Below are 16,133 nucleotides of genomic sequence, written 5' to 3'. Positions count from 1 at the left end.
TCGGAAATACGGAGGTACGAGATGTCGGAAGGAATCGTAGGCAGGGGAGCGGACTTGGCGGAGTACCGCTCCGAGGGATTCACGCCGAAGCTGCTGTATGCGACCGAGCACTTCAAGGTCGTGCTCGCGGCGTTCGAACCGGGGCAACAGATCCCGCTGCACGAACCCCGGGTGGACCTTGCGCTGACGGTGCTGGAGGGGACCGGCGACGTGCTTGTCGGAGACAAGATCCACCACGTTCGCGCCGGCGACGTTGTGGTTGCGCCGGCCGGCGTTAAGCGCGGCGTGCGCGCGCGGGAAGGGCGCTTGGTGGTCCTGCACGTCGTATCGCCGCCGCCGACCGAGGCCGACCACGCGCGAGTCGTCGGGGGAGAGCCCTGGCCGTATGTCGCCGAACACAGCGCGGGGCACCGTCTGGGCGAGGCGGTACACGCCGAGCACGAGCACCTCCATGGTGAGATCGAAGCCCTCGGTGCGCTCTCCCGCGACATTCCTTCGCTTGATGACCGCGAACTGGGCGCGCGCCTGAACGCAGCCGTGTCGTTTCTGCGCGGGGGCCTGTTGCCGCACGCTCGCGCGGAAGAGGAACTGCTTTACCCGGCAGTCGAGAAGGTCCTGCGGGCGGTCGGAGGCGCGACACGCACGATGCAGATCGACCATCGCGCGATCACCGAGCGAATCGACCGTCTCGCAGCGCTCGCGGCGGAGGCGCCGTCCCCTGCAGTTCGCGAGGAAGCCGCGCGCGCGCTCATCGGCTTGGAAGCCCTGTTGGGTGTGCATTTCGTCAAGGAGGAAGAGGTCTACGTCCCGCTGCTCGACCGGCTTGGAGACGAGGAAGCCGCGGCGCTCGCGGAGGCGTTGTTGGGTCCCGACGGGAGCGGACATCACGCTCACTGATGTCCGAGTCGCATTGAGGACATAGGGGCATCCGGCCCGCTTCGCGGGGGCCGGTGCCCCCTTGCGCAACTGTGTGCCGTCCCGCATCGTTTGAACACTAGGGCGGGCGTGAACTCCTGAAACACGCCGGTCCGATCGCTTATGGGTAGTGCAACGGTTCTCGTCGTAGATGACGAGCGCAAGATCCGCGACATCGTCCGCTCGTATCTCGAACGAGAGGGTTACGCAGTGCTGCTCGCCGAAACCGGCGCGCGCGCGCTTGAAACGGCGATGCGCTCGATGCCGGATCTCGTCATCCTCGACCTGATGCTGCCGGATCTCTCCGGCGAGGAAATCGCGCGGTCGCTGCGGCAGATGTCGGCGGTGCCCATCATCATGCTGACCGCCAAGGCCGGGGAGGACGACCGAGTCGCGGGGTTGCGGCTCGGCGCCGACGACTACCTGACGAAACCGTTCAGCCCACGAGAGCTTGTGGCCCGCGTCGAGGCGGTGCTCCGCCGCGCAAGCGTGGCCCGTCCTGCCGAGCGTTTGCGATTCGATGAGGGCAAGCTTTCGATCGACTGCGACACGCGCGAGGTGGAAGTGGGCGGCGAGTTGGTGCAGTTGACTCGCAGTGAGTTCGACTTGTTGCTTGCGCTGGCTTCGCGCCCGGGCAGGGTGTTCTCGCGCCATGAGTTGATCGCTCGCGTTCAGGGATACGACCACGACGGCTACGAGCGAACGATCGACGTGCACGTGGGGAACCTGCGCAAGAAGCTGGGGGACAATCCGCGCAGTCCGCGGTACATCGTCACGCTCACCGGGGTCGGCTACAAACTCGGCGTCAAGGCCGATGCGTAACTCCTTCGCGATTCGTTTCGCGGCAACGCTCGCCGGAGTCGGGATCGCGGCCGCTGCGCTGACGGCGTTGCTCGTCAACGTCGCCTTCGGCAAGCGGTTTGATGGATACATCGATGCGCAGCGTCAGTTGCGCCAGGACCAACTCGTCATCGGGCTGGCCGACTCGTTTCGCCGCTACGGGGGCTGGAACCTGGAGGATCTCGAACGCGTGTCACCGGTTCTGTTGGCCGACGGCGGGACGCTTCGTCTGGAGGCTTCGGACGGTACGGTCATCTGGCAGGCGGAAGACAGTCCGCTTGGTGAGAGCATGACCCGAGTGCATCGCGAGATGATGGGTACCGGGCCGCTGGGTATTGAGAAGGAGTTGTTGATCGTCGGACCCGACGGCGCGGTCGTCGGGCGTGCGATCACGCGTCTGCCGGAGGCCGGACTGCTTCCGCAGGACGTTGCTTTTCGCTCGGCGGTTAACCGGCTGCTGTTCGCGGGCGGGGTGGCCGCCGCGCTCGCCGCGCTGGCGCTAGGGGCGTTTTTGTCGTCCCGCGCCACGGCGCCCGCGCGCGCTCTGACGCGCGCCGCGCGTGCGCTTGCGGCCGGCGACCGTTCGGTTCGCATCGGGTTGGAGTCCCGCGATGAGTTCGGCCAGATGGCGCGCGCGTTCGACATGATGGCCGACACCATCGAAGAGGAAGATCAGCTGCGCCGCGGGTTCGCGGCCGACATCGCGCACGAGGTGCGGACGCCGATTGCGATTCTGCGCTCGCAAGTCGAGGCTCTGCAGGACGGCGTCTTGGAAAGCACACCGGAAGCACTCGAGTCGCTTCACGAGGAGATCCTGCGGCTGTCGCGTCTGATCGCTGATCTCGAGACGGTTGCCTCCGCTCGCGGCGCGTGGTTCTCGCTGGAGCGGACGGACCTGGAACTACGTTCGGCGCTGGAAGAGGCGGTGCGCGAGTTCGCCGGTCCGTACGATGCGGCCGGCGTTGTCCTTACAGCCGACCTCGAAGACGTAGAGGTCTGGGCCGATCCGACGCGGCTACATCAGATCGCGGCCAACCTGCTGTCGAACGCGCTGAAGTTCACTCCCGCCGACGGAATGGTCCGCCTGACCTGCGGTGCGGAGGGGCCGTGGGCCGTCATTCGCGTGAGCGACACGGGTCAGGGGATTCCGGCGGATGAGCTTCCGAGGATTTTCGACAGGTTCTTCAGGGGTCGGGACGTTCGGGCCGGGGGATCCGGCATCGGATTGAGCGTCGTGGGAGACCTCGTGCGCGCGCACGGTGGGCATATCCGAGCATCGAGCGAACCGGCGTGCGGGACTTTGTTCAGTGTGTACCTTCCGCGAACTTCATCCGGCGCTGGGGAGTTCTTCACAGAATCCTTACACGCGGGCTCTATGCTTCCGAGCGTAGAAGTACCCCCTGAAACACCCGCCGGTAGCCCACAACCGGCATAGGCCTCCGCAACAAGGCGCCCGGACAGCATCGGCCGAACGGCCGGAACCGTCCGGGCGCCGCCGCATTCAAAGCCGGTGTCGGCGGGTTTCACGCAACATCGTTTCCCAGCGGATTCTTCACTCGTTTCTCACATGCCGGGCGTACCGTGCATCTACCGTCGCACGCAGCGGTGTCCGGCAGAAGGGGATCGTCGTGAAGCAGATCGACAACGCAGAACGCACTTCGGTCGTGCTCCCGTTGCTGGGCCCGCTGCGCGCGTCGGATCGCCGTAGGAAACGCGCACGGTCTGTCCGCTCATGCGCCGACGGGCGCTGCGAGACCTGCGCGTGCACAGGGTGTCAGAACCGACGGCTCTCTGCTGTGGAGCCTCGAGACACCGGGCGGGGTGCGTCCCACCCGCATCCCGCATAGTTTCGGACGGTGCGAGTCCCGACCGCGGGACTCGCACCGTACCCCCCTTTCTTCCTGCCGAATCAGGTAGCGGCGCGCGCCGGGCTATCCTGCGTGCAATGCGCGCGGGGGAGGGCCCGGATGGAGCAGCAGATTGTCTTTGGAGATCGGTTCGTCACTGCGACGCTTCCCGATCACACAACCGTTGTCTCGTCGGGGATCGCGCTTCCCATTGAGCCGGTCGCCGATCTCGGGGCGGAGATTCGCTCGGCACTGGAGTCGCCGCTCGACACGCGTCCGCTACGCGAGATCGCGCGCGGCAAGCGACGAGTGACGATCGCCTTCGACGACCCCACGGTGCCGTGCTACGTGCCGATGTGGGAGCCGGCGCTTACGGCGATCCTGGGCGAGTTGGAGGCCGGAGGCGTGCGCCGGGACGACGTGACGCTCGTGTGTGCAAACGCATTGCACCGCCAGTTCACTCACGATGAGTTGGCGAAGTTGATCGGCGCGGACTTGGTGCGCGAGTTCGCACCGCGGCTGGTGTGTCACGATGCCGAGGACCGCGACGGGATCGAGCGACTCGGCGTAACTCCGAGCGGCTACGACGTGGAGATCTCACGTCGGTTCACGGATGCGGATCTCTCCGTCTATCTGAACTGCTCGACGACGCGCGGGTTCTCGGGTGGGTGGAAGTCGATCTGCGTCGGTCTGTCGACGTTCCGCTCGATCCGCCATCACCACAATCCCGACGACATGTCGATGTCGTTCGACCGTAACCGGATGCACGCGATGCTCGACGAGATGGGCGTCCTGGTCACGGAGCGTTTGGGCGCCGACCGGATCTTCAAGGTCGAAACCGTGCTTGCGAACCCACTGCAGGTCGCGCGGATCTTCGGAGGCAGCGTCGGCGCCGCGCGCGCCGCAGTCCTCGAACTCAATCGCGCGCACCAACCCGCGCGCCGTGACCTGATCGAACGCAAGGCCGACATCGTGATTTACGGAATCCCAGACTGGAGCCCGTATGCCGCGTACTCGGTGATGAACCCGTTGCTGACGCTGGTTTCCACAGGCCTTGGTTACCTGGGAGGCATGATCGAAGCACTCGGCGCACCGGGTTGCACGACGATTCTCGCGACGCCGTGTCCGGATCGTTGGGACGATCGCGCGCACGGGCCTCATCACGAAGTCTGGGACCGAGTGCTGCCCCAGACGCGCGACCCGTACGCGGCGCGCGAGGCCTACGAGGCCGAGTACGCCTCGCACGCGGGGTTCATTCACCGGTATCGCCGGGAGTTCAGCTTCCATCCGGTGCACGCGATCATGGCCTTGTTCCCTCTGAAGCGACTGCGGCACACCTCACGCGTGATTGTGGCCGGCGCCGAGAAGCCCGAACTCGTGCATCGCGTGGGTTTCGAGTCGGCGGCGACCGTCGAGGAGGCCGTGGCGCGCGCGCTCGAGATCCACGGCTCCGACGCCGAGATCGCGTTCGTGCCCTACCCGCCGGCCTTCAGCCGGTTCTAAGAGTTACGACGGTTCGAGTTGCAGCGTTCGTGCCGAGAACGTCGAGGCCGTCACGGTAACCTTGACCGGCCCGGTTGCTGCGAACTCCAGGGTGACGGTTCCCGACGACGGGGCGTAGTTGGGATTGCGCACTGTCGGCAGGTCCCCGATCGGCCGCCCGTCGGTCGCCAGATCTTGCGCGTCGTTTCCGGCGTCCGAAACTCGACGCGGCATCGAAACCGTCTGGTGGCGTTCGCCGTCGGCGGGCGGGGTGGTTTCGCTCGCGAGCAAGTCGCCCGTCTGGTTGCGAACCTCGACCGTTGCGCCGCCGACCGGAAGCCCGGTGTCGTTGTCGGTGACCGTGAAGGTGACCTCGTTCTGCCCTTCGACAAGTTCGGTTGAGGTAACGTCCATTGTGCGCAGGTACAGGAAGTTGTCCGCGGCGACGTATCCGACGCGCAGCGCCGGGTCGGAAAGGATCGCGTCGAAGGCCTTGCCGAAGCCCCCCCCGCCGACCATCTGGCGCTGGTTCTCTTGGCTGTGGTCCCCGGCAATGATGATCAACGTTTCGCCGAGCACACCTGCGTCCGCCATGGCGGCCAGGACGCGCGCCAGACGCGCGTCTGAGTCGTGGTAGGAGGCAAGGGCGCAGGGGGTGTGCGGGCCAAACGTGTGTGCCCCTTCGTCCACGAGGGAGAAGTTCAGGTATGTGAGCGTCGGCAGTGGGTGCGAGGGATCCTCGAAGAGCATGCGTGCCTGGCTTTGTCCGAGGTGGTCGATCGCGCTGCCCTGTCCGTACTGCTCGGGCGCTGCTTGTAGACACTCCTGGTTGGTGTCGGCAAGCAACTCGTCCGGCCGTCCGACGTGGCCGGCGAACAATGGTTCGCCGTTGAGCTTGCGGTCGGGTTCGAGGGACGCGAAGTCGGCGCCGCGTACCGTGGGCTCGTCAACGGCTGCGGTGTAGGCACCCCAAGCGTTCAGGGGATCGATGTTGTCCGGCCCCATCCAGTCTCCGCGCGAACGGTGCGTTGCCTCGTGCAGCGTTTCGACTTTCGTGGAGGTTAGCCGCTCAGTCCAGAAGTAGACGGGGTTTCGCGGATCGGCCGGGTCGATAGGGCTTTCGATTCGTTCGTTGGCCCGGTCGTAGAAGCGGTTGCCGACGAGGTCGTGGTGTCCGGGGTGAACCCCGGTGCCGAGCACCAGGTGGTTCGGGAACGTCACCGTCGGGAAGGAAACGATGCTGCCGTAGCGCGCGAGCGTGCCGCGGTCACGGAGCCACCGAAGCGTGGGAACCGGCGTGCGCGAGGGCGAGAAGAGCGCACTGGTGGCGCCACAGAAGTTGTCCATTGCCTCTTGGCCGTCGTACTGCGACAACAAGCAGTGCACGTCGGTGCTGTTGTTCGCATCGAACGTCACCAACAGCGCGCGCTTCGCCAGTGGTTCGGCGATGTCACCGTCGGTTTGCGCTTGGAACGGGTTCTTGAAGAACGCCTTCTCGTCGAGTGAACGGCTCCACGAACTGCCGGGGAAGGGGGTCGTTCCATCGGTGCCGGTGATGCCGTAGATCCACGCGACGGTAGGCGCGATGCTTCCTGTCGTAACGGTGTCGGTGACGATCCTGTTACGCACGTAGGATCCGCCCGACGCCACGATCAGCGGAACCGGCGCCGCTGCGATCCCTCCGTGTTGTCCGGTCAATGCTGCGGCCGAGTCGGTGCGTGAGGCCAGGAAGACGTGCTGGTCGTCGGCGGTCAGCAGCACTTCCCCGATCCGAGGCGTGTTCAGCTCCCAGTTCGCAGGGATCGGGTCGCATCCGCCCGACGGTTTGCGGCAGTACGCAGCTTCGACGGACCGACCTCCGGTACTGTCGAGAAGCGCGAGTGCGCGCGCGGCGAATGCGGCGGCGGCCGCAACGTCGTTCGGGTCCTTCAAGTACACCGACGCGCTGCCTGAGTGGCTGACTATTGCTTCGACGCTCGCGTCCGACAGTTGATCGAGCGGGACTCGGTGGCCGGTGACCTGGCCGCCGACCGGATTCGAAACGCGCACCGAGCCCGACTTGCTTTCGACTGCGCTGCCGGTGGCGTCGAGGCTGAGGAAAGAGTGGTCGGCCGTCGCAATCAGAATCGAGTGCTCCCACTTGCCGGCCGCGCGAAGCGACTCGACCAGCAGGCCGATCTGAAGATCCGCGTTGCGCACGGCTGCGAGTCCTTGCGCGCTGTGCGAGCCGAACAGGTGCTGGAACGCATCCACCTGACCAAGATTGACGAAAGTGAAGTCGGGGTCTTCCTTCTGCTGCAGTTGGATAACTTGCTTCATCACGAACTGATCGAGCGTGACGCCTGAGCCGCTCGCGGGCTCACCCGGAGCGTGGGAGTCGGGGTCGGCGATTACCTGATCGGGATGCGTTGAAGAGCCGAGCAGGTAGTCGGGTTGCACGTGTGAGACCGACTGTCCTTCGGGGTTGTCGGTGTTGGTTCCGCAAGCCCCCGACGAATTGCGCGTGCAGTCGAACAGCAGGCGCAGCTTCTCTTTTCCGAGCACCGCCGCGGTGCGCAGGTAGGGCTTCTGCGTTTCGATGGCGTCGAAGAGCGTCTTGGTCTGAATGAATCCGGGACGCTCCATCGCTTCCTTTTGCTTCGAGATGCGGTTGTAGAAGTTGTTGGCGACGAGCCCGTCTTCTTCCGGCGAACGTCCGGTCAGCATGGCCGTGTGGTTCGCGTTCGTCTCGGTGATCATGCGGGCCTTTGCGCCCGCGAAGGTCGTCGCCCGCGCGCCACCGTGAGACAGATTCCAGAGGTTCGGTGTGAGGTCGGGTGTCACCAGCTCGGGTTCGAGGCCGTCGATGACGACGACAAATGTGTTGAACGTCGGCGCGAGCAACTCATCGAGCGAGCGCCCGTCTTGGCGACGCAGCAACGCCGATGGGTCGTCCAGGCCGTTGAGTCCGGTTGCTCCGGCGCCGTACGGCGCGAGGCCGAGCGCGCGCGAAATGGTCGGCGCGATGTCGGTGTTTTGGATTCGCAAGTTGAGTTCATCGGTCTCGCCGAGTGGCGCGCGGCGCGCGCCACGTCCGGCGGTGAGCAACGTTGCTCGCGACTGCAGTAGCGACAGGTGCCCGTGGCCGCCCTTGGATCCGTCGGGTCCGCCGGGTGGCTGGAGCACGACCAGATCCGGCGCCTTCGGTGAGTCAAACAGCGCGGAGAGCCGTTCGTACGCCTCGGGGTATGTGACCCCGTCCACGTCGAGCGGCCTGCAGTTCTCGTCGGTCGTCGGAGTGCAACCCGGCGGGTCTGTGGCGCGCGCCTTGAGGAACTCCTCAGGAATCGTCGACAGCGCTGCGCGCGCTTGAGGGGACTGGTCTCCGAGCGGGTTCTCTCCCACGCTGAAGCCGACATCGTAGATGTACCCGGTTCCTTCTTCACTGCGCGTGAACCGGACGGCGTCGCAGCCGCCGAAGGTTGACTCATCGAACAGCGTGGGCGCGCACACCGTCGCGGGGTCCAAGTCGGCGATCACCCAGTAGTCGTCCCCGTGGACCGTCGCAACCATCTGTACATCGCGCAGTCCGTCGTGGTCGGGGTCGGGGTTCGCGAAAAGTCCGTTGACCGCGCGCGTGGCGGCCTCGAGTTCTCCGGCTCCCTGCAAGCCCTGGTCGGCCGGGCGCTCGGGTCCCCGCACGGTCGAACCCAGGCTCGGGCTCATCATCGCGATTACGGTGATGAAAACTGCCGCCGCCGTCGTGCGGCGAACACGGGTGCGACGCATCCGAGCGCTCCTCTCCCTTGTGGCTCCCTGCGCGCGAGTGCGGTGCCTACGTACGCGCGACCAAGGGCCACACTTCGACACCCGGTGGCCGGTTCCTGCCTCGATCGCGGCGCGGCGGCCCTATTGTCACGCCGGCTTCACCGTCAACCCCGCTCCGCCGGTTACCGTCAGCTCGGCCGTTGTCGGGTTCCAGGCCCAAGATCCGCCGTCGATGTCGACTTGCGGCCCATCCGGGTACCACATGTGCGGGACTGCGAACACCGCATCGCCGGACCCGGTCCACGTCGCTTCGAAGACAGCCGTCGCTGCATCGAAATGGAACTCGGTGAGTTCGGGAACCGCGACAGGATACGGGCGCGCGATCTCGATGAGCGTCGCACGAGGATCGCGGTCTCGGTCGATCGGCGAGTAGCTGTTGCCGGGGGAGTACTCCCAGTACGCCGTGCCGGCCCAGGCTTCGTCGGCGAGATCGTAGACGGTGCGCAGGAACCCGGCCGCGCCCGGCGCGTCATGCACGATCCCGAACTCGCCGAGCCACATCGGCAGTCCCATCACGTGCGCCTCGACGACTGAGTATCGGAAGTTGGCCGACGCAAGATCTCCGCGCGCCTGCTCGCCTTGGCCGGGGATCTCGTCCCAGAAACCGTACAGGTGCGGCGCGTACACGGCGTTCGGCGGAGTATCGATTGCCGGAACGGTCGGCATGTGGACGTTCTTGTAGTTCGGCGCTTCGAGGAAGCCGATGGCCTTGGGGTCCAGCTCTCTTGCCGATTTCAGCCAGCGGGATTGCGATGGGTACAGGAACTGCGTCTCGAATACACCCGGCGGGATGAAGCCTTGGTACGGCTCGTTCATCAAGTCGTAGCCGATCACCATGGGGTTGTCGGCCATGCGCGATGCGACCTCGCGCCAAACTTTGGTGTAGTGATCCTGCAATTCCGCGGACGTCCAGAAGTTGGTGAAGGCGCACATCACCGCGGGGGACAAGTAGTTGGTGGCCCAGGCGCCGGTGTAGGACGCGGAATCCACGTGCGGACACGTTTCGTCGGTTGCCCAATCCGGGGCTCCGTTGCCCCACGGGCCCCCCCAAAGGTCTTGGTGCATGTCTACGATCACGTAGAGGCCGGCATCGGTCGCGGCGCGCGCGAAGCCTGCGAGCCGGTCCAAGTATCCGGTGTCGTACTCGCCCTTGGTCGGCTCGATGGCTCGCCAGGAAGTTCCCAACCGAATCGAGTTCATGCCCCACGACCGCACGAGCGCGAAGTCCTGCGCGCCGAAGTTCGGCAGGTAGGGAGATGCCTTGTTGATCATGGCGATGCCGCGCAAGATCACGTCCCTGTCTTCGGCGTCGAGCAGCTTGCCTTTCTGGACACGCAGGGTGGTGGTCGTGGCCGGCGCGGAAACCGGAGCCACCCAGAGCGCCAGCAGACAAACCAGAAGAGCCATGGATCCAACACGGCGGTACGTCATCGCAGTTCTCCTTCCGTCGTGCCGATAGGAGTTCTCACGCCGGCGGCGAATACCTCCCGCCGAGCCTGATTCGGATTTGGGGGAGCCACGGGAGAGCGCGAGGGCGACCGCGTCGTCTTTACTCTTCCAACCGGCGCGCGCACCGTCGCCGACTGGGCCGTTGTGTGGGAATAGTCTGCGCTTTGCCCGATAATGCCGCGGGGGTGCTGCGGATGCCACACCGAGAACTCATGATCATCGACGCGCGCGACGATGTCGCCGTCGCGTTGTGCGACATTTCGGCGGGAGTTGTTGCCGCGGTTGCGGGAGGCGGGTCCTTGACGGCCGTGACCGATGTCGCGGCCGGGCACAAGATCGCGCTCCGCGCGCTGCGCGCGGGAGACCCGGTGGTGAAGTACGGAGAGGTGATCGGGCGCGCGACCGCCGACATCGCGGCCGGCGAGTGGGTACACACACACAACATGGGACCGGACGAGTCGTGAGGTCTTTCTTCGGCTACGAGCGATCCGACGGGCGCGCGGGAGTGCGCAATCACGTCGTGGTGCTGCCGTCGGTGTCGTGCGCCAACGGCGTTGTCTCGGCCATCGCTCGCGCAGTCCCGGGTGTGGTCCCGCTCCTGCACGGTCACGGGTGCGGACGGGGAGGTCGCGATCTGGAGTTGCACGCGCGCACATTGATAGGTATTGCTCGTCACCCCAACGTGGCAGCAGTGCTCGTTATCGGACTCGGGTGCGAGGTGATCAAGGCGGAGTTTCTGGCGCCCGCGATTGCAGAGGGCGGCGCACCCGTCGAGTGCTTGTCGATCCAGGCTGAGGGGGGATCGGTGAGCGCGGCTCGCAAGGGCGCCGCCGTTGCCGAAGCCCTTCTGGCGCGCGCGCGCGCCGACGTCCGAACCGAAATCGACATCAACCGGTTGGTGCTCGGACTGGAGTGCGGAGGTTCCGATGCGTTCTCAGGCGTCACGGCCAACCCTGCGGTCGGTCTCGTCGCGGACAGAGTGGTCGAGAGCGGCGGGACGGTCCTGCTCACAGAGAACACCGAGATGATCGGGACTTCGCACATCCTCGCGCGCCGCGCGGCGTCGCCCGAGGTCGCGGAGAAGGTCGTCGCAATGGTGGACGCCGCCGAGCGGCGCACTCACGAGATCCTCGGCCCGCTCGCGTCGATGGTGATCGCGCCGGGAAACATGGACGGCGGGATGAGTTCGATCCGGGAGAAGGCGCTCGGCTCGGTCGCCAAGGGCGGCGCCTCACCGGTCTCTGCCGTCATCGATTACGCCGAAGCGCCCGGGTGCCGCGGACTCATCCTGATGGATGCGCCCGGTTACGACACCGAGTCGATGACGGGGCTTGTGGCCGCCGGCGCGCAGGCGATCTTGTTTACGACCGGCCGCGGCAACCCCATCGGCTTCCCGACTGTGCCGGTAATCAAGATCGCCACAACGACACGGCTCTACGAGTCGATGCGCGACGACATGGACGTGAACGCGGGCGTCGTGCTTGAGGGTGCAACGCTGGAGGATGTGCGCGACGACATCCTCGGGGTACTCGCGCGCGCCCTTGGAGGCGAGCAAACGAAGGCAGAGCGCAATGCTCAAGACGGTATCGTCTGTATGTTTACGACCGGTCCGTCGTTCTGACCGGCAGCCGTCGGCGCTCGAGTAGGCTTGCCCCGGTATCTGCCGGGTGGGCTGGAGGAGGCAGATCGTGATGATTCGCAAGCTGCTTGCAGGAACCGACGGATCGGACTCGGCTGAGTTGGCTTTGAGGCGGGCGCTGTCGGTCGCGCAGAGCCTCAAGGCAGAACTTCATGTGGCGACCGTGTGCTCGCCCGACCTCGCGCAGGAGAGCCTGCCGCCCGGCGGCGAGACTCCGATGATGATCGCCGAACAGATCGCCTCAGGAGTGCTGCGCCGGCATGCAGGCTCGGGGGTTACGCTCGAAGCGTCGTCGGAGGTTGGGGATCCCGCCGACAAGCTGTGTCAGATCGCCGAGGACCAAGACGTCGACCTGATCGTGGTCGGCAATCAAGGCATGGGTGGAAGTCTGCGATTCCGTTTGGGCAGCGTGCCGAACAAGGTGTCGCACCGCGCTCCTTGCAGCGTCCTGGTCGTCGAGACGACTGCGGGAATTGAGCCAACGCCGTATGCCACGATCGTGGCGGGTACCGACGGGTCGGCGCGCGCCGGGCGCGCGCTGGCGACCGCGGCCGAGATCGCACAAGCGGCGGGCGCTCGGTTGATCCTGGTCTATGCCGGGAAAGCCGAGCGTGGGCGGGAGGTTCTGGCCGAGGCCGAGCGCGCATTCGGTGCGGTGGCGACGATGTCACGCATCGTCGATGCCGAACCGGCCGCGGCACTGATCGACACGGCCGAGGCCGAGGATGCCGGCCTCATCGTCGTGGGCAACAAGGGGATGACGGGCGCCGCGCGCTTCTTCCTCGGCAGCGTTCCCGACAAGATCACGCACCACGCAATGTGCGACGTGCTCGTCGTGGACACTGCGTAGGCAGCCGCCCGGCTCAGTTCACCGCAATCGCAGCCCCGTTGATTTCGCCGTAGGCGTCTATGACCCCGCCGCGCGCAATCGCCGCTGTGTCGCCGGTTTGTAGGTTGGTCTGAGCGATCCACCGGCCGCCCGATAGCGTCGCGGCGACGACGTCGGTACCGCCGCCACCGGCGCGCGCCACCGTGATCTCCGCGCGCGCGACCGCCGCGGTGGATGCCCAGGGCCGGAACGAGCACGTGTAGCAGATCTTGGTTCGACCGTCGTCATGCACGAACCGGAATGGACTCGCGTAGGTCCGCGGGTAAGCCACCGCTACTGCGAACGAGACGGATCCGTCGTCCTCGACGCGCACGTCCTGAACGCTGATGCCTTCCCACGGACCGATGTGGAACGCATTGGACTCGAAGTGATACGGCGTGTTGACTCCCGCAAGACGGATCGCGCCGTCGACGACGAACCGGTAGGTGCCGTTCGGCGTCTGGCCGTCGGGATGCACGGTGCGCGGGAATGCGTCGAAGGCCTCGAAGTTGGCCGTCCAACGCCACTGCTGGTTCCCCGCGTACGTGTCGGCAACCCCGGCTGCGCCCTTGGGGAACTCGACCATCGTCTGCACTTCACCGCTTTGGTCTGCGTAGGGTTTCCAAACGCTGCCGCTGAGTCGCTCGACGCGCGCGCGCGGGTTATCCACCGCGTTGGAGCCGCCTCTCCAAGTGAACGTCGCTGCGGAGAATCGCGCGACGTCGGTCGGCTGCACCAGCGGTTCGGCGGGACCCAGATCGTTGGGCAGCGCTGCGAGCCACGCATCGTAGGCGGCGCTCGAGGCGACTCCGAGTGCCGTCGAAAGCGCTACCTGTCGTGCTTCGTCGGCCTGCGCCATCGCGTCGTGCGGTTCCGGTGCGAGGGCAGGGCCACCCTTGAGCGCGGCGGCCATGCGCACCAGCCGTGTCGCCATGTAGTCGGCGGTGTGCGGACCGTAGGCGGTAAGCGCCTTTCTGTAATGGTCGCGGCTCATGTATTCGCGGTAGCTCACCGTGTAACCGTTGTAGTCGCCTCCGTGCCCGACGCCGACCGGCAACGCGTACCCGAGGTTCGGTGACAACTCCTCCTTGGTGAAGTTGCCCCAGATCTTGGCGGGGTCGTCGGGCTCGGCGTTGGCCGCTACAGCGTTCTCGGGTTTGTCCCACCCCGCTGCGTTGTTGTGGACCTGCGCCTGCATGCGCCGGTAGCGCGCGTCGCTCACCGTCGTCGTCCCGATCTGCGGGTGCGAGCAAGTCCAGGTGGTGTCTTCGTTTTGCTCGCAGGATGAACCCCAGTCGTAGCCGTCGAAGATGTTGCCGACGACGTTGTCCGCGCGGCTCTCGAAGTTCAGGATCAGGTCGACCTGCGCTTCGCAGGCGCAGGAGCCGAGCAGTACCTCACCGATGCGTACGGCTTGCAGCCGCAGGCGCATGTTCTCCTCGACGCCGGTGAAGCCGGGCGCGTCGTAGTGGTCGGGGACGGGCAGACCGTGCGCGCGCAAGTTCTCCCACACCATGCTGTTCGGGTCGGCGTTTTGCGCGCGCTCGCAGTCGGGCAGGCCGACGACCGGCGCCCCGGGATTCCCCTCAACGGTCGTCTCGGTGCGGCAGTTCGAAACGCTTGGATACGGGTGCGACAGCGGTCCGGGAACCCACCCGTCGATGTAGTCCACAGGGAAATCACTTGAGAACGGAACGGTCGCGTTCCCGTCCCCGATGTCTCGCCATGCCTTCACGATCGAGTCGGCGAGATAGCGCGCGCCGCGCTCGGTCTGGGCGTGTCCGACGTGCGCCCATGCCCGGATGACTCCGTCGGGAAGGACGTCGTTGTTCGAGCGGTCGTAAGGGCCCTCCGCGCTGCCGACGTCGCCCTGGCTGAAGATCAGCGGTGCGCCGAGGTCGCGCTCGACGAATCGCTCCAGAGGGCCGAGGAAGTCGGCGCTGATCAGCGCGTAGCTGTCGTTGGACTCGGGGTGTTGCCCGTGGTTGACCCACGCAGCGAGGGGGGTAGGGACCTGTGGGTTGCTGACGTCATCGAAGCGCAGAACGGTAACGTTGAAGTCGCCGTGGGAGTCGGGGTAGCCGCCCGGTGTCCCGTCGTCGGTGATGGTCGCCCCTGCGATGTTGCCCTTGTAGATCGTGTGGCGGATGGTTGTTGCGCCCATTCGCGCCGGCCGCAAGTTCGCGACGGCCTGCTCGATCGACGAGGCCATTGCGCGCGCGTGATATTCGAACGCGCGGATGTCGAACATGTCTTGGAAGAGCCAGACCCCCCACGAAGGGCTGGTGTAGTAAGGGGAGGAGTGGTTGTGGGAGGCGTGCAACAGGATCTGGTCGTAGCTGATCCCTGAGGATCCCTTGGCCAGGATCTGTGCCGCGCGCCTCACGAGGTGGTCCTGCGCCAGGTAGCTGTCGCTCTTGACCAAAGCCACGCGCTTGCCGTTCGAGCCTTCGACGACGAGTGCTCGGTAGGTCAGGCGGGATTGCACTCCGTAGGAGTGCTCCTGGCTCATGCCGTGGTTGTGCGGATCGACCTCATCTCCGGTAACCACGCCGAAGGCGTTGGGGCTCTTGTCCGCGTACTGGCCGCTTCCGGTGCCGACGTGCCAAGTGGCGTCGGCGCTGCCGACTCCCGCTTTGAGCACGGTGTCCGCCGAAGCGAACCGGACTCCCGGGGTAAGCATCAGAAACAACGTCAGCGTACCGGCAACGGCGCGAAGGCTTCGCACGGGGCTCCCTCCCAATGATTACAGACTCTCCCGGGAAGGAATTCGTCTGAGTCAGCGTTGTTCCTGCTCAAGCGCCCCACAGGAATGGGCCGCAGGCTCGGTGGATTTCACAACGAAGTCACGTCCGGGACACCTGGACGTAATACGTAGACGTTACGGTCGTGAACAACGGAGGTGATGGACATGGTTGCACTGTTCGAGATCGCAGAAGAGATGGTCGAGTTCCCGACGGAAGAGTCCGTCGAGGTGAGCTGCGCAGAGCTCGACGAGGCCCTTGAGGCCCGTTGTACTTGCTGGTAGCACTCGACGACCGCAGGAAGGGGGAGACAAGATTGACCGTTGAGGAACTCGCCAAACACGCCACCGAACTCGCCTCCCAGCGCGCCTTCCTCTACGACGACCCCGCCTCGTTCCGCGGCGGAATGGTCGAGACCCTGCGCGCCATCCTCCGCCTTGCGGCCGAGCCGGCCGAGCCTGCCACCGAACGCGCCGGTTAGCGCGGGAACTCCCCCGCTCGCCACCCCGTTCGTGGGAGGAGTTGACGCTTGTCTCGACGAA

At 65.9% G+C, this 16,133-nt stretch carries 11 protein-coding genes; 8 read left to right on the top strand and 3 right to left on the bottom strand.

Going from position 1 to position 16,133, the window contains the following annotated elements:
• Positions 1-21 precede the first annotated feature (21 nt).
• The 4 genes from WDA27_05040 to WDA27_05025 all read left to right on the top strand — a co-directional run bounded on the left by WDA27_05040 (position 22) and on the right by WDA27_05025 (position 5,105).
• Positions 22-897 (top strand): hemerythrin domain-containing protein, encoded by an 876-nt coding sequence (locus WDA27_05040; GenBank protein ID MFA5890299.1) that lies wholly within the window; start codon positions 22-24, stop codon positions 895-897.
• A gap of 141 nt (positions 898-1,038) precedes the next feature.
• On the top strand, positions 1,039-1,737 hold the full coding sequence (locus WDA27_05035; protein ID MFA5890298.1) for a response regulator transcription factor: 699 nt from the start codon (positions 1,039-1,041) through the stop codon (positions 1,735-1,737).
• Positions 1,730-3,190, top strand: coding sequence for an ATP-binding protein (locus WDA27_05030; protein MFA5890297.1), 1,461 nt, complete (start codon positions 1,730-1,732; stop codon positions 3,188-3,190). The genes WDA27_05035 and WDA27_05030 overlap by 8 nt, the downstream gene beginning before the upstream one ends.
• Positions 3,191-3,722: 532 nt before the next feature.
• Entirely contained in the window at positions 3,723-5,105 is a 1,383-nt protein-coding gene (locus WDA27_05025; GenBank protein MFA5890296.1) for a lactate racemase domain-containing protein, read from the top strand.
• Between the two features lie 3 nt (positions 5,106-5,108).
• Here the strand turns inward: WDA27_05025 and WDA27_05020 are convergent, their stop codons facing one another.
• Together WDA27_05020 and WDA27_05015 are read right to left on the bottom strand one after the other, a co-directional pair.
• Positions 5,109-8,852, bottom strand: coding sequence for an alkaline phosphatase family protein (locus tag WDA27_05020; protein MFA5890295.1), 3,744 nt, complete (start codon positions 8,850-8,852; stop codon positions 5,109-5,111).
• Between the two features lie 126 nt (positions 8,853-8,978).
• Entirely contained in the window at positions 8,979-10,322 is a 1,344-nt protein-coding gene (locus WDA27_05015; protein ID MFA5890294.1) for a cellulase family glycosylhydrolase, read from the bottom strand.
• Positions 10,323-10,534: 212 nt separating this feature from the next.
• On the opposite strand from WDA27_05015, the gene WDA27_05010 reads away from it, so the two are divergent.
• The 3 genes from WDA27_05010 (at position 10,535) to WDA27_05000 (ending at position 12,829) form a co-directional block, all read left to right on the top strand.
• Positions 10,535-10,804, top strand: coding sequence for a UxaA family hydrolase (locus WDA27_05010; protein MFA5890293.1), 270 nt, complete (start codon positions 10,535-10,537; stop codon positions 10,802-10,804).
• The gene (locus WDA27_05005; GenBank protein ID MFA5890292.1) at positions 10,801-11,961 is read left to right on the top strand and encodes a UxaA family hydrolase; all 1,161 of its coding nucleotides are present in this window, start codon (positions 10,801-10,803) and stop codon (positions 11,959-11,961) included. The genes WDA27_05010 and WDA27_05005 overlap by 4 nt, the downstream gene beginning before the upstream one ends.
• Before the next feature lie 70 nt (positions 11,962-12,031).
• On the top strand, positions 12,032-12,829 hold the full coding sequence (locus tag WDA27_05000; GenBank protein MFA5890291.1) for a universal stress protein: 798 nt from the start codon (positions 12,032-12,034) through the stop codon (positions 12,827-12,829).
• A gap of 13 nt (positions 12,830-12,842) precedes the next feature.
• On the opposite strand, the gene WDA27_04995 is transcribed toward WDA27_05000, so the two are convergent.
• Positions 12,843-15,575 (bottom strand): neutral/alkaline non-lysosomal ceramidase N-terminal domain-containing protein, encoded by a 2,733-nt coding sequence (locus WDA27_04995; GenBank protein ID MFA5890290.1) that lies wholly within the window; start codon positions 15,573-15,575, stop codon positions 12,843-12,845.
• Positions 15,576-15,907: 332 nt separating this feature from the next.
• On the opposite strand from WDA27_04995, the gene WDA27_04990 reads away from it, so the two are divergent.
• Positions 15,908-16,072 carry a hypothetical protein gene (locus tag WDA27_04990; GenBank protein MFA5890289.1) on the top strand — a complete coding sequence of 55 codons (165 nt, stop codon included), beginning with the start codon at positions 15,908-15,910 and terminating at the stop codon, positions 16,070-16,072.
• The last annotated feature ends 61 nt before the right edge of the window (positions 16,073-16,133 follow it).

This window comes from Actinomycetota bacterium, from assembly GCA_041658565.1.
In the GTDB taxonomy this organism is placed as follows: domain Bacteria; phylum Actinomycetota; class AC-67; order AC-67; family AC-67; genus JBAZZY01.
The sequence above is the reverse complement of the archived record's forward strand: the minus strand, read 5'-3'. Positions and strand labels throughout refer to the sequence as shown.

Bases quoted from the DNA above. Each gene is read 5' to 3' on its own strand.
- WDA27_05040 (MFA5890299.1), top strand. From the start codon at position 22: ATGTCGGAAGGAATCGTAGGCAGGGGAGCGGACTTGGCGGAGTACCGC.
- WDA27_05035 (MFA5890298.1), top strand. From the start codon at position 1,039: ATGGGTAGTGCAACGGTTCTCGTCGTAGATGACGAGCGCAAGATCCGC.
- WDA27_05030 (MFA5890297.1), top strand. From the start codon at position 1,730: ATGCGTAACTCCTTCGCGATTCGTTTCGCGGCAACGCTCGCCGGAGTC.
- WDA27_05025 (MFA5890296.1), top strand. From the start codon at position 3,723: ATGGAGCAGCAGATTGTCTTTGGAGATCGGTTCGTCACTGCGACGCTT.
- WDA27_05020 (MFA5890295.1), bottom strand. From the start codon at position 8,852: ATGCGTCGCACCCGTGTTCGCCGCACGACGGCGGCGGCAGTTTTCATC.
- WDA27_05015 (MFA5890294.1), bottom strand. From the start codon at position 10,322: ATGACGTACCGCCGTGTTGGATCCATGGCTCTTCTGGTTTGTCTGCTG.
- WDA27_05010 (MFA5890293.1), top strand. From the start codon at position 10,535: ATGCCACACCGAGAACTCATGATCATCGACGCGCGCGACGATGTCGCC.
- WDA27_05000 (MFA5890291.1), top strand. From the start codon at position 12,032: ATGATTCGCAAGCTGCTTGCAGGAACCGACGGATCGGACTCGGCTGAG.